The following is a 13,998-nucleotide window of genomic DNA, read 5'->3' on the forward strand; positions in this document are numbered from 1 at the left end:
CTGGGCTTGCACCTATTTTTCCTCATCGACCGAGGGTGCATGTCGGGTAAGAAGCGGCATCTGGAAGGCTCCGAAGATCATCGTGATCGGCATCACCCCGAAGACCTTGAAATTGACCCACATGTCGGTCGAGAAATTTCGCCATATCACTTCATTGACCACTGCCAGAAACAGAAAGAAAAGACCCCAGCGCAGCGTCAGAATGCGCCAGCCTTCTCTGGTCAGCTGGAAAACGGAATCAAACACATAGCCAAGCAGTGTTTTGCCAAAAAACAGTCCGCCAAGCAGCACCGATCCGAACAGGAAATTGATGATGGTCGGCTTCATCTTGATGAAGGTTTCATCCTGCAAGTAAAGCGTCAACCCGCCAAACACGAACACCACCACCCCGGACACCATCGGCATCACCGGCAGCTTGCCCAGTTTGACGCGCGAAATCACCAGCGCAATGATGGTCGCGATCATGAAGGCCGCAGTCGCAATGAAGATCGGCTTCATGTCCGCAAATGCCGGGATCCATTTGGCCAGCAAATCGCCCTTGGCATTGGCAAGAAAGAAGATGGCAAGCGGCCCCAGCTCCAGTGCCAGTTTGAGCAATTGCGCCTGATCCAGTTGCGGCTCGGCCGGTTGTCCACTCTGATTGTTGGTATCATCCATATTGAAAATCACTCACAGATCCCGATGGGAGCATTTATTGATTGATGTCAGTCATTTGCCAAACCGGCTATCGCCCTTGCAAAATCCCGCGATTGGAAGGCTTCAAGATCATCAACGCCTTCGCCGACGCCAATAAAATGCACCGGCACTTTATGCTTGGCAGAAATCGCCACCAAAATGCCACCTCGTGCCGTACCGTCCAGTTTGGTCATGACCAGACCAGTCACACCGGCCATCTTTGAGAAGACCTCAACCTGATTCATGGCATTCTGTCCCGTGGTAGCATCCAGCACCAACAGCACCGAATGGGGGGCTGTTGCATCCTGTTTCTTGATGACACGCACAATCTTTTCCAACTCAGCCATCAATTCGGTCCGGTTTTGCAGTCGCCCTGCCGTGTCGATCAGCAGGATGTCCATGCCGCTTTCCCTGGCTTCAGACATGGCATCAAATGCCAGTCCGGCCGCATCGGCACCCACATCACGCACAATGACCGGCGCTCCGGTTCGTTCACCCCAGATTTTCAGCTGATCAATCGCGGCCGCGCGGAAGGTGTCGCCTGCTGCAAGCATCACCTTCTTGCCTTCCATCTGGAATTTCTGCGCCAGCTTGCCAATGGTCGTGGTCTTGCCTGCCCCATTCACGCCGATCATCAGGATCACATGCGGTCCGCTTTCAGGGCGCGTAATCTGAAGCGGCTTGGCAACCGGTTCGAGCACCTTGTCAACTTCATCTGCCAGGATTTCCTGCACTTCCTTGCCGGAAATCTCCTTGTTGAACCGCCCTTCCGACAGGCGGTCGGTGATCATCATTGCTGTTTCAACACCAAGATCGGCCTGAATGAGAATATCTTCAAGATCCTGCAAGCTGTCATCGTCCAGCTTTCGCTTGGTAAAGATCGAGCTGATCCCTTCGCCAAGTGCGCCGGAAGAGCGCGCCAACCCGCGCCTCAGCCGCTCAAACCAGGAGAGCTTCTTCTCATGCTGCTTTTCGGGCTCCATTGCCTCAACAGGTGCCTCACTGCTGTGCGCCTCGGCATTCTCAGTCTGCGCATTGAGGACTGTATCAGCCGGTTCCTCAGTTAAATCTGCATCTTCGGACTCTTCAGAAAGGTCCCCTTGCCGATCCTCCGTGTCCTCGCCCACATCATCGTCAGCGACAGGTTCCTCTGCTTCAGCCTCCCTCTCTTCAACGGGCTCTGAAGTGACGTCTTCCATCTCGGTCTGGGTACCCGCCTCCGAGGCCGGACCTTGCTCTTCCTCTGGCTGATCGACCGCCGTCTTTTGATCGTCCGTTACCACGCTCTCGTCTGCCGAGCCGAACAATCGAGAGAAAATTCCCTTTTTGGCCAAAAGCCTACTCCCTCATCCATGAAGCGCGCCAGAACACTGCCAGCCGAACCGGCAAAAGCGAAAACAAAAGACGCTACAAATCTAAATTCCAATGGCCATCAAATGGCGATGGCTGGCATCTACGATACGTGCTGCCACAATATCACCTGGAACGCCATCCGCAATCTCTGTCAAAGTAAATTGTTCGGTTCGTGCAAGGCCTTTTCCCTCGACAAGCAACCGCACATTCCGCCCGATCTGTCCGTCTAGATGACGCTTGAGAGCAGCTTCTCCCACGTCGCGCAACCGCGCTGCGCGCTCACGAATGACAGGTCCTCTCACTTGCGGCATCCGCGCCGCTGGTGTGCCCGGCCTTGGCGAGAAGGGAAAGACGTGCAAATGGGTGAGGTCGCATTCCTCGACAATTGCAAGACTGCGCTGGAACATCTCTTCGGTCTCGGTCGGAAACCCGACGATAATGTCCGCTCCAAACACCATATCGGGCCGCAGGACGCGCACCTGACGACAAAACTCGATGCTGTGCTCTCGACTGTGTCGCCGCTTCATCCGCTTCAGAATCAGATTGTCGCCCGCCTGCAAGGACAGATGCATATGCGGCATCAAACGCTGCTCATTGGCAATGCAGTCCATCAGGTCCGGATCCGCCTCGACCGAATCGATGGAGGAAATACGCAAACGCTCGAGCTGTGGCACATGTTTGAGGATGGCCTTCACCAGCGTTCCCAGCTTGGGCTGTCCTGGCAAGTCTGCTCCGTAGGACGTGATGTCGACCCCGGTCAGAACCACTTCCCGATAGCCATTGTCAACAAGTCTGGTAATCTGATCAACCACAGGGCCCATTGCCACTGATCGACTGTTGCCACGCCCAAAGGGGATAATACAGAAGGTGCAACGATGATCGCAGCCATTCTGGATCTGCACGAAGGCGCGGGTGTGACCTTCGAAGCCTTCGATGAGATGCAGCGCCGTCTCGCGCACGCTCATGATATCGTTAACCCGGATTTTCTCGGCCATTGGCACGCCAAAATCAGGAACCGAGCGATAGCTGTCGGCTTTCAACTTGTCCTCGTTGCCAAGCACGAGATCGACCTCGTCCATCTCGGCGAAGCGGTTTGCTTCCGTCTGGGCTGCGCATCCCGTGACGATAATCCGGCTTCCCGGATTGTCGCGCTTGGCCTTTCTGATCTGCTGACGCGCTTGCCGGACAGCTTCGCTCGTCACCGCACAGGTATTGACCAGAATGGTATTCTCAAGACCGGCTTCTGCGGCCTGTTGTTTCATGACTTCGGATTCATAGGTATTGAGCCGACATCCGAAGGTTAGAACCTTGATTGTCATAAAGGCTACTCCGCGCCGCCCGTCGGCAGCTTGCGCCAGGAGAGATCATCCAGATCAATCTCACCGGCATATTCCAATTCGGTCGCGCCGGACATCATGATATGGTCGTCCGTCTCGCGCCAGTAAATGCTGAGATCCCCGCCCGGCAGATGCACCAGCACCTTACGATCGGTCAGATTGTTGCGAATGGCCGCAACCGTCGCCGCACAGGCCGCCGTGCCGCAAGCACGGGTCAGCCCCACACCGCGCTCCCAGACCTTGAGTACCATTTCACTGCGAGACAGGATCTGCGCCAGCGAGATATTGGCTCTTTGCGGAAAGATCATGTGATTTTCAAGCAAAGGCCCGTTGCTTTCCAAGCCATAGCTCTCGACATCATTCTTGACCCAGAAAATTGCATGCGGATTGCCCACATTGACCACCGAAGGTGTATGCAAAATCGGCGCATCAATCGGCCCGATCTGCAATTCGATTGCACGGGTATCCTCAAAAGGCTCTGACAGCGGAATATCCTTCCAGCCAAATTTCGGCACGCCCATATCAACCGTGACCATTGTATCATCCGCGCCGCGAGCGCCGATGAGATGGCCCACAACGGTTTCAACGACAGCCCGGTCCCGGCCCGTCTCGGCCATCACCAGACGCGCGACACAGCGAGTGGCATTGCCACAGGCTTCCACCTCTCCGCCATCGGCGTTGTGAATGCGCATGAAGATGTCGGCGCCGTTTGGCGATGTTTCGAGCGTGATGAACTGATCGCATCCCGGCCCGGTCTTGTGATCGGCAAGCAGGCGCACGGCATCGGCCCCGAGCGGGGGCATGGTCTTTCGGGCATCGATCACGATAAACTCGTTGCCAAGACCATTCATTTTCAAAAATTGCACATGCGAGGCCATCGAAGAAGCCAATCCTGCTTTTGGTTCAAGAAAAGGGCGAGTATCGCCGAAAGCGTTTCCACTCATCACCACATGGCGCAAGTTGGGTGCATTTACCACCCCTTGAGACGGATGAACAGCCTTCGCCGAAATAAGGCAGGCTGTCTTACAACAAAAAAGCCGCGAAAGAAACTGTCCTTCGCGGCTTTGTCGAAATCACCGGTAAAGATGGTTACTTGAGGCCACTCATCATCACCTTGGACAGGCGAGAAGCAAAAACCGCCGGGTTGGCAGGATGTTCGCCATCCAGAATGAGCGCCTGATCGAGCAACAGATGAGCCCCATCCTCAATTGCGGCCTTGTCACTGGCTGCCTTGAGCTGCTCGGCCAGCATCAGAATCAGGGAGTGGTCAGGATTGACCTCAAGGATCGGTTTCAGCGCCGCGTCAGTGCCCTTCTGGGACCGCATCAACTTTTCAAACTGCCGGTCCGGCCCGTAATCCGGAGCAACGATACAAACCGGGCTCGTGGCAAGGCGCGAAGAAATTCGCACATCGGAGACCGCATCACCGAGTGTTTCTTTCACGAAGGTCACCAACTCGGCAACAGCACCCTGTTCCTTGGCCTTTTCCTCTTCGTCCTTGGCGGCGTCATCTTCGGATTTCGGCTTTTCAATCGTATCGAGATCGGCAGCGCCCTGACTGATGGATTTGAAGCTCTTGCCATCATAACCAAGTGCCGTCTGAACCCAGAAGGCATCAACCGCGTCACTGAGCAGCAACACTTCCACCTCCCGCGCCTGATAGCCTTCAAGCTGCGGACTTGCAAGAATGCCGTCTTTGCTATCGCCAAGTGCATAATAGATCGCAGTCTGGTTTTCCTTCAGATCCGCAACATAATCGGCCAGGGTGCGGTTATCGCCCTTGGTGGTATTGAAACGAACCAGCTTGAACAGTTGGTCGCGCCGTTCAGGATCCTCATAGAGCCCTTCCTTGATGACCGGACCAAAGGCGTCCCAGACGGATGAGAATTTTTCTTCGTCATTCTTGGCGAATTTTTCAAGTTCGGACAGAATACGGTTGGTCACACCCTTGCCGATGGCGTTAAGAATCGGATTGTCCTGCAACATCTCACGGGAAATGTTGAGCGGAATGTCCTCGCTGTCGACCACCCCGCGCACAAAGCGCAAATAGGCCGGAACGATATTGGCGTCATCGGTGATGAAAACACGCCGGACATAAAGCTTGAGACGACCCTTGCGATTTGGATCGAACAGATCAAAGGGTTTGTGTTCGGGCACGAACGCCAACACATTATATTCGGTACGACCTTCGGCGCGATAATGAATCGTCAGCGCCGGATCATCAAACTGCCCGGCATTATACTGATAGAATTCCTTATATTGTTCTTCCGTGATGTCAGACTTCGATTTGGTCCAGAGCGCGGAACCATCGGTCAGGTCCTCTTCATCAATCGCGTTGGCTTCTTCATTAAAGCTCATCAGGCGAATCGGCACCGGAACATGGGCCGAATATTCGCGGACCACGCGGCGGATCGTCTGGGAATCGGCGAAAGCCTTTTCATCTTCTTTCAAATGCAAAACGATCTTGGTGCCGCGCGGCAAGGCATCTTCATCACTCGCCGGGGCAATCTCATAGGAGCCCATGCCATCGGAGGACCAACGCCATGCTTCGGAACTTCCAGCGCGGCGAGACACAACTTCAACCTGATCCGCAACCATGAAAGCAGAATAGAAACCGATACCGAATTGCCCGATCAGGGCCGATCCGTCAGTCCCGTTATTGGCAGCAAGCTGATCGAGAAAAGCGCGCGTACCGGAGCGCGCAATCGTGCCCAGATTGTCGATAAGCTCTTCCTTGCCCATGCCGATACCATTGTCAGCAACGGTCAGGGTACCTGCGGTTCCGTCGGAGGAGAGCGTAATCTTGTAACTCGCATCATCCTTGACAAGCTCCGAATTGGTCAAAGCTTCATGGCGCAGCTTTTCGCACGCATCCGCAGCGTTGGAAATGAGCTCGCGCAGAAAAATTTCCTTGTTGGAATAAACGGCATGCACCATCAAGTGGAGCAGGCGGGAAACCTCGGCTTCAAAAGAATGGGTTTCGGTTCCAACTGCCGTATCCGTGGTCTGTTCTGACATTGATCGGTCCTTCCATTTTTGCATCACCAGACATTGTCCTCACAACGGACCCCCGTCCGGTGACCATCGCTCTTGTTCTGATTGTCGCCCCTTCCCCCCAAAGCGCCTCGAAAGCACGCTCAAGAAAAACATCGCCAACAATCAGGTCGAATAACTGTCCCACGATCTAGCAATGCAGCCAGCGACTTTCAAGATGGAGAACCTTGCCAAAAGGCCAAAAAAAAACGGGATGCGCGGATGCCATCCCGTTAAGGAGCTGTTGGGATGTTGACACGCAATGGGTTGTTCGCCGCCTAACCAGGTTTGGGCGAACAATCGCCGGAGCATCGCGGACGGTTGAAAACCAATAGGCACAACCGCGGGATATTCAGGCAATCCGGTCTGTTTGAACATCTGTCAAAGGGGGCAGAGCCAGACAACAAATCAAACCGGACAACGGGACAACATCAATTATATTGGCGCCCGGCTGTGACTTTCCAAGGGCTGAAATAAGGCAATTCCGTGACATTTTAAAAAGTGGGAACAAGGCCCTGACATCGGATGTCCGGTATGGCAACCGGCCCACGCCAAGCAAATTCACTTAATCCAAAGTGATTTCATCATGAGTAAGATCTGTTTCAAGATGCAAATCGTTAACAATTGGATAAAGCCTTGCCAAAACGGACAAATCCGATTGCTATCAGCTTTGTATCCTGTATTGATAGGACCGGGTTTTTGGGCTGTGACGAAATGAAAAAAGCAATTTGCTTTTAGACTTTAAGAATAGGCATTTCAGGAGACAGTCCCATGGAAACTCTCATTCCCATTATCATTCAAGTTATTTCCGGCGTCGTTGGTGGTGGCGTGGTCGGCACCATCGTCAAGCAGGCTGCCATGCAATTGCTGCCGAAACTTCTGGCTGGCGGCATTGGCGGCCTTGCAGGTGGTCAGGCCCTTGGCCCGGTCATCGGCTCTCTCATCGCAGCTGCAACCGGTGACGCGGCAGGTGGTCTGGATGTCGGTGCGATTGTTGGCTCGGTTGTTGGCGGTGTTGCCGGTGGTGGTGTGCTGACTGGACTGGCCGGGATGCTTTTGTCGGGCAAGAAATCCTGATCCAGCCTGGATCAAATGAACAGATACGGCGCGAATTCGCGCCGTTTTCTCAAAAGCGCCCCATCCGGACTTGCCAAGCGCAAATTTTGCGACGATCATGAAGGCACGGCGAACATTCTGACACAGAGCAAAGTGTCGGTTTTCACCATTGCCGGAAACAAAAGGAGGATCGCTTGCTCGATAATTCTGATGAAAGTGTGACGTCGCTGGCGAGTTTACGCCCAGCCCCCATGGTCAACCATTCCACCAACCAACCAAAGCCACCTCAGCAAATCTGTTTCAACCGAATGGAACTGATGAATATCCTGAACGTCTATGGACGTATGGTGGCGGCCGGTGAATGGCGAGACTATGCACTTGATACCTTGAAGGATCGAGCCGTCTTTTCCATTTTCAGACGAACAAGTGAAATGCCGGTTTACCGCATCGAGAAAAACCCCAAACTGGCACGGCGACAGGGGGCCTTTTGCCTCATCTCGCAACAGGGGCAAATTCTCAAGCGCGGACATGAGCTGGACCATATCCTGCGATTTCTCAATCAGAAACTGATCAAAGTGGTTGAAAACTAGAGCATCTGCCAACCAGCAAGAACAGGGATACGCGCAGCCGAAGGCAGGATGGTGTTTGGCCCTTCGGAGCCGAGCCCCTTGGCTGCGCATGCAATCAAGCCTGAGACGCGCCGCAAAGCCCGGGAAACTCATCCCGCCGTTTCCATAAGCCCCACAAGGCCCAGAAGGCAAACAGCGTAAATGGCATGAACAGGTAGCTTCCGGGTTTGAAATCACCCGTGAGAGTGTCCCTCACCAGAATGAAGGTCATGGAATAGAAATAGAGACCATTGGCAAGCTGTGCCGAAAGCCAGCCTGCGGCTCGCCTCTGCATCACGCCGATTGATCCGACAACAAGCAGAGGCACCGACCAGACCAGATCGGCCACACCGATCCCGAAGGTTGTGGCAAGCGCCGCAGGAACAGGGGAAGACAGCGTCAGGCCATCCCTGAAATGAATAAAGGCCATTCCCCAGAAAACGAGATGAACAATAGCGGCGAAAAGATTGACACCGGCGATCACACGAAGCATGGCACACTCCTTGAGCATTGAGCAATATTGCGACAGGAATGCCTAGCTACCGAGCCTTTGCCTCGGCGTCAATGTGACCAATTTTGTCAGTCATCGCCCCAATTGAAACAGTCCGGAACCGCTCCCATATATAAGGGGTGAAAACAAAAAAGCCGCCCCGTATGGAGAGGCTTTTCCTTTTTCGATAGACCAAAAGACTATTCGCGATTGCCGAGCAGGCGCAGCAGCATCAGGAACAGGTTGATGAAGTCCAGATAGAGCGTCAAAGCGCCCATGATGGCTTTCTTGCCTGCTGTTTCAGAGCTATCGCCTTCAAAATACATTTCCTTGATCTTCTGCGTGTCATAGGCGGTAAGACCGGCAAAGACCAGAACCCCGATCGCGGAAATCGCAAAGGCCATTGCGCTGGACGCAAGGAAAATATTGACGATGGATGCGATCACAAGGCCGATCAGACCCATGAACAGGAAGCTGCCCCAGCCCGACAAGCTTTTCGGCGTGGTGTAGCCGTAAAGGCTCAGCGCTGCAAAGGAAGCGGCTGTGATGAAGAAGACCTGCGTAACCGAGGTCATGGTATAGACCGCAAAGATCCAGGTCAGCGAGGCGCCCATCAGGGCCGAGTAGATCCAGAAGACCATCTGCGCGGTGCTTGCACTCATTTTGTGAATGCGGAAGCTCAGATACATGACCAGAGCAAAGGGCGCAAACATCACGACCCATTTAAGCGGGCTGTTGAACAACGTCGCTCCAAGCTGGGTCACGCCGACCACATCGCCGCCTTCACGAACAAAAGACAGCTGGAACATGCCATAGGCAAACACGCCAGTGACTGCCAGCGCGATGGCCATATAGTTATAGACCTTGAGCATATAGCTGCGCAGGCCTTGATCAATGCGCGCCATTTCTGCGGCGCGGCCGCTCATATGTGCACTCTGACGAAAGTCGTTCACTATGGTTTCTCCTCACGATACTTTACGCGAACTGGTTCGGCGGCCCATTTTTCGGGCGAAACAGAAGCGAGCCGTCACAGACGCAGTTCATCAAATCGACGTTCGAACAAATATATGGGGAGCTTGACCAGCAAGCTCAAGCCTTTTTTCTCGTTCAAACCGCTTTCTTCGATCAATATTACGTCATTGTAATCATAACAACAGCCTAACTATACGAATTTATACCTTAACCATTGCGTAAGATTTGCGCCGGTTTTCGACTTAAGCTCGACCATGTACCAAGCAAACCGAGAGAAATTGTCACCATCATGGCCAGAATGACGACCAGAAAGGAAACGCCCGGCTGCCAGGCAAACGGCATCTGCATGACACGCGTCAGAACCAGATAGGCCGAAACATGACCAATCAACAGGGCGAAAATGGCAGTGACAAACCCCAGAAGGCAATATTCCAACCCGTAGGCCGTCAGAACCTGCATCCGACTTGCCCCGAGTGTCTTCAAAATGACGGCATCATAGATCCGCTCGCGCTGTCCGGCCGCAAGGGCCCCGGCCAGCACGAGAATGGATGCGATGATCGCCAGTGAAGAAGCCGCCCGCATGCCCCAGGCCAGCTGACGGACCAGATCATTGACACGATCCAGTGCATCGCCCACCCGCACTGTCGTCACTGTCGGAAAAGCCGCGGTTATGCTTTTCATCACCTCCGACTCTCTTTTTGTGGAGATCGCTTTGTCTGCTTTTCCGTCCGGGTCGATGGTCAAGGTTGCGAGATGTGCATGAGGTGCTCCGGCAAAGGTGTTGGGAGAAAAGACCATGACAAAGTTGATCGCAAGCGATTGCCACTCGACCTGCCGCAGATTGAAAATCTCGGCCTCGATGGTTCTACCCAGGACATTCACTTCGATCCTGTCACCAATCGCAAGCCCCAGCTCTTCAGCCAGCTCCGCATCAAAGGAAACAAGAGGAAATCCCGAATAGTCCGGCTGCCACCATGTCCCTTCAACAAGAGTTGAGTTTTCCGGTGGCAGGTCCGAATAGGTTATGCCGCGATCGCCTCGCAATACCCATTGAGCCTCTTCAGGCGCATCATAGTCACCGGCCTCGATACCCTTGAGGGAAACAAGACGTCCACGCAGCATTGGTACCCGTTGATGCTCACCACCGGGCACCAGTGTATCGAGATCTGCTTCAAACTGTTCCACTTCCGAATTCTGGATATTGAGGAAAAAGAAATTCGGCGCCTTTGCCTGCAAATTCCCGGTCAACTGTTGTTGCAGATTGAGATCAATCAAGACCAGCGTGACCAGCAGGCTCAGACCAAGACCGAGAGACAGTGCCACCGAGGGCGTGAGCGCTCCGGGCCGATGCAAATTGGCGATAGCAAGACGAGGCACCACATGGCGAAACCTCGGCATGTGCGCCGCTGCCCGCATGATGAGAAAGGCAATGAAACGCAACAATGCAAAGACAACCACCATCCCGGCAAGAAAACCGGCAGCCACGACAAGCACTTCGGCACTCGCAAGCACAAGCCCGACCAGCAAGACCGCAAGAAAGGCGGTAATCGCCCAGTCGATCTTGCTGGCATGATAAGAAACCGGAGCAATCTGGTCGCGAAACAGTGCAGTCGCAGGAATGGCGCGGGCACGCAGAAGCGGGCGCATCGAGAAAAGCAATGCGGCAAGCATGCCAAACAGCGCTGCCTTGCCCAGTTGCAATGGGTGGACCATCGCAGAGGACAGCGGCAGGCTTTCGGGGATCACGACCTTCAGCAGGAAGGGCACACTGGCGGCAAAGACAAGACCGATTGCAATGCCGATGAGCGCGATAATCACGATTTGCGCCAGATATATGCCGACGATCAACCAGCTGGGCGCACCCAGACACTTGTAGCTGGCAATCGTTGCCTGCCGGGAAGTGACAAAGGCTTGCACGGCATTGGCAATCCCAACCCCACCCGTGATGAGAGAAGCAAGACCGACCAGCACCAGAAAGGCCGCAAAGCGGTCAATGCTGCGCGACAGCCCTTCGGCCGCATTGGCACGGGAGCGAACCCGCCAACCCGCATCGGGGAATGCCTCCCTGATCTCGGCGATTGCCTTGTCGATATCGTCAAGGCTTGCGGCACCTGTCATCTTGAGGCGCGTGATCCAGCGCACAATGACACCGGGCTGTAGCAGATTGGTTTCATCCAGCCCCTTCAGCGTCATGAGAACACGAGGCCCGAAGGCCATTCCCGAGGCAAGCGCATCGGGCTCCGAACTGATCACGTCGCTGATAATGAACTGTTTCACCCCGATTATCAGGGGATCACCCACCTCAAGACCAAGACGCTCAAGCAGCAGGGGATCGACAACCAACCCACCCTCGAACAAGCCCTTGCCGTTGAGGGTTTCGAGCGTCCCAACCATCGGATAGACACCATCGACCGCCTTGAGATCAATAAGCAACTGATCGGACCCATCGGCTTTGCGTGCCATGGCTCGCAAGCTGGCCACCTCCGAGACTTGCCCGAAACGCTCCAGAAAAGTGCGCTGTTCATCGCTCACGCGGGTATGAATGGCCGAAAGGGAGAGGTCGCCACCGAGAATTTCGCGTCCCCGTTCATCAAGCCCCCCCGTGAGGGCCTTGGACGCCGAGCCCACCCCTCCAATCGCGGCAACCCCAAGGGCAATGCAGGCAAGAAAGATGTAAAAGCCTCGCAATCCACCGCGCATCTCGCGCATGGCGAAGACGAAGGCCAGACGAAGCGACGCCCACAAACCCTGTCTTGCGATAGGGGAAAGTTCGGGCCCTGAAGCCAGTCCCTTGTTTGAAACGCTCTGGTCCATGCTTTCACTCCCTAAGAAGACCGGGAGGTCGGCTCGGATGCCGGCACCTCATGAGGTGATTCAACGAGCTGCCCGGAACGAAGCCGGACAACACGTTCACACCGGTCAGCCAGATTGGCATCATGGGTCACAAGCATCAGCGTCATCGCTCTTTCCTTATGCAGGCGGAACATCAGATCGGATATTTCCCGGCCGGTGTCACTGTCCAGATTTCCCGTGGGTTCATCGGCGATCAGGATGGAGGGACGGGGTGCCAGTGCCCGCGCGATTGCCACTCTCTGTTGCTCGCCACCGGACAATTCCGCCGGATAATGATGCGTGCGATGGCCAAGGCCAACCGCTTCAAGCTCGCCTTTTGCTATTTCGAAGGCATCTCTCTGACCGGCAAGCTCCAAAGGAATGGCGGTATTCTCGAGCGCTGTCATGGTTGGCACCAGATGGAAAGACTGGAAAATGATTCCAATTCTGGCCCCCCTGAAACGGGCCAGATCATCTTCATTCATTCCCAACAGATCATTTCTTTCGACCAGAACCTGACCGCGGTCCGCCCGCTCAAGCCCGGCCATGACCATCAACAGAGTCGATTTGCCCGATCCGGAAGGTCCCACAAGACCAACGGACTGGCCTCTCTCGATATCAAGATCGATACCACGCAGGATATCGACACGCGATTGCCCCAAACCGAGACTCAAATAGACATCTTTCAGTGAAATGATGGCATCTCTGGCAACGGGCTCGCCGCTTGACGAAGAGAAAGAGGGAGATGCAGTATTGAGAGATGAAGTCACAGCGAACCTTACCTATGGTATCGAGAATGCATTGAAATCCGAATTCAAGCTTGTCGCTTTAAAGTGAAAAGGCGATTTCCCAGATATAGGGACGAGCCAGACAAAACCCAAAAAGTTATTTGCGCGAGACGCCCATGATCACCATCCAACGTCAGAATTTGCCCCCAATTGCAGCTTGTCATGCCACCACAAGGCACAGTTCGGGACACTATCAGATCTTTTCTTTCTTGAAATTATTCGTCTCTTTTATCCTTCTTCTCACAGGGTTTGCCATGTCCCCCGACCCCGCTCATGCTGCTGAAACGGTGCGTATTCTTGCCTTTGGTGATTCGCTTTCGGCCGGTTATCAGCTTCCCCCCGACAAGGGTTTCACCAGTCAGTTGCAACAGAGCCTCAGGCAACATGGTCTGAAGGTGGACGTCATCAATGCCGCCGTTTCTGGCGACACCACCGCTTCGGGCCTTGCGCGGCTCGATTGGTCGACGCCGGAAGATATCGACCTCGTTCTTCTCGAACTTGGGGCAAATGATGCGTTGCAGGGTCTGCCAGTTGATAAGGCACAGGAGAATCTCTCTGCCATGATCGAGGCATTCCAGAAAAAGGGGCTTGCTGTTGCCCTTCTGGGCATGCAATCCCCACCCAATATGGGGGAGAATTATGTCAAGGCCTTCAACAGCATCTATCCAACTCTTGCTAAAAGATACGATATTCCGCTATATCCTTTTTTTCTGGAAGATGTCGCAGCCCAACCACACCTCAATCTGGAAGACGGCATCCATCCAACTTCAGAAGGGATAGAAATCATCGTCAGGAAGATGACACCCTTCGTCATGGATATATTGCAATAGTTTGAACGTCTGCATGTATTGCAC

At 54.2% G+C, this 13,998-nt stretch carries 12 protein-coding genes; 3 read left to right on the forward strand and 9 right to left on the reverse strand.

The window, feature by feature from the left end; translation table 11 throughout:
- Positions 1–12 precede the first annotated feature (12 nt).
- The 5 genes from ACHZB8_RS01650 to htpG all read right to left on the reverse strand — a co-directional run bounded on the left by ACHZB8_RS01650 (position 13) and on the right by htpG (position 6,383).
- On the reverse strand, positions 13–657 hold the full coding sequence (locus ACHZB8_RS01650) for a septation protein A (protein WP_316858425.1): 645 nt from the start codon (positions 655–657) through the stop codon (positions 13–15).
- A gap of 47 nt (positions 658–704) precedes the next feature.
- On the reverse strand, positions 705–2,009 hold the full coding sequence (gene ftsY, locus ACHZB8_RS01655) for a signal recognition particle-docking protein FtsY (protein ID WP_394706067.1): 1,305 nt from the start codon (positions 2,007–2,009) through the stop codon (positions 705–707).
- 81 nt (positions 2,010–2,090) lie between these two features.
- A complete protein-coding gene (gene mtaB / locus ACHZB8_RS01660; protein WP_316858282.1) occupies positions 2,091–3,347 on the reverse strand; it encodes a tRNA (N(6)-L-threonylcarbamoyladenosine(37)-C(2))-methylthiotransferase MtaB in 1,257 nt (418 codons plus the stop codon).
- A 5-nt stretch (positions 3,348–3,352) separates the two neighbouring features.
- On the reverse strand, positions 3,353–4,231 hold the full coding sequence (gene dapF, locus ACHZB8_RS01665) for a diaminopimelate epimerase (RefSeq protein ID WP_316858284.1): 879 nt from the start codon (positions 4,229–4,231) through the stop codon (positions 3,353–3,355).
- A gap of 223 nt (positions 4,232–4,454) precedes the next feature.
- Positions 4,455–6,383 (reverse strand): molecular chaperone HtpG, encoded by a 1,929-nt coding sequence (htpG, locus tag ACHZB8_RS01670; protein WP_316858286.1) that lies wholly within the window; start codon positions 6,381–6,383, stop codon positions 4,455–4,457.
- A gap of 786 nt (positions 6,384–7,169) precedes the next feature.
- Here htpG and ACHZB8_RS01675 point away from each other — a divergent pair.
- Together ACHZB8_RS01675 and ACHZB8_RS01680 are read left to right on the forward strand one after the other, a co-directional pair.
- Positions 7,170–7,475 carry a hypothetical protein gene (locus ACHZB8_RS01675; RefSeq protein ID WP_316858287.1) on the forward strand — a complete coding sequence of 102 codons (306 nt, stop codon included), beginning with the start codon at positions 7,170–7,172 and terminating at the stop codon, positions 7,473–7,475.
- 230 nt (positions 7,476–7,705) lie between these two features.
- A complete protein-coding gene (locus ACHZB8_RS01680; protein WP_316858427.1) occupies positions 7,706–8,044 on the forward strand; it encodes a DUF2794 domain-containing protein in 339 nt (112 codons plus the stop codon).
- Positions 8,045–8,138: 94 nt separating this feature from the next.
- Here ACHZB8_RS01680 and ACHZB8_RS01685 read toward each other — a convergent pair whose 3' ends face one another.
- The 4 genes from ACHZB8_RS01685 to ACHZB8_RS01700 all read right to left on the reverse strand — a co-directional run bounded on the left by ACHZB8_RS01685 (position 8,139) and on the right by ACHZB8_RS01700 (position 13,054).
- Complete coding sequence (locus ACHZB8_RS01685) at positions 8,139–8,555, reverse strand: hypothetical protein (RefSeq protein WP_316858288.1); 417 nt, start codon at positions 8,553–8,555, stop codon at positions 8,139–8,141.
- Positions 8,556–8,752: 197 nt separating this feature from the next.
- Positions 8,753–9,478, reverse strand: a complete 726-nt coding sequence (locus ACHZB8_RS01690) for a Bax inhibitor-1/YccA family protein (protein ID WP_316858428.1) — start codon at positions 9,476–9,478, stop codon at positions 8,753–8,755.
- A 253-nt stretch (positions 9,479–9,731) separates the two neighbouring features.
- Positions 9,732–12,338 (reverse strand): FtsX-like permease family protein, encoded by a 2,607-nt coding sequence (locus ACHZB8_RS01695; RefSeq protein WP_316858289.1) that lies wholly within the window; start codon positions 12,336–12,338, stop codon positions 9,732–9,734.
- Positions 12,339–12,349: 11 nt separating this feature from the next.
- Positions 12,350–13,054, reverse strand: a complete 705-nt coding sequence (locus ACHZB8_RS01700) for an ABC transporter ATP-binding protein (protein WP_316858429.1) — start codon at positions 13,052–13,054, stop codon at positions 12,350–12,352.
- A gap of 344 nt (positions 13,055–13,398) precedes the next feature.
- Here ACHZB8_RS01700 and ACHZB8_RS01705 point away from each other — a divergent pair, with 344 nt between their 5' ends.
- Positions 13,399–13,974 (forward strand): arylesterase, encoded by a 576-nt coding sequence (locus tag ACHZB8_RS01705; protein ID WP_316858290.1) that lies wholly within the window; start codon positions 13,399–13,401, stop codon positions 13,972–13,974.
- Positions 13,975–13,998: the final 24 nt, after the last annotated feature.

Source organism: uncultured Cohaesibacter sp. (assembly GCF_963556055.3).
In the GTDB taxonomy this organism is placed as follows: domain Bacteria; phylum Pseudomonadota; class Alphaproteobacteria; order Rhizobiales; family Cohaesibacteraceae; genus Cohaesibacter.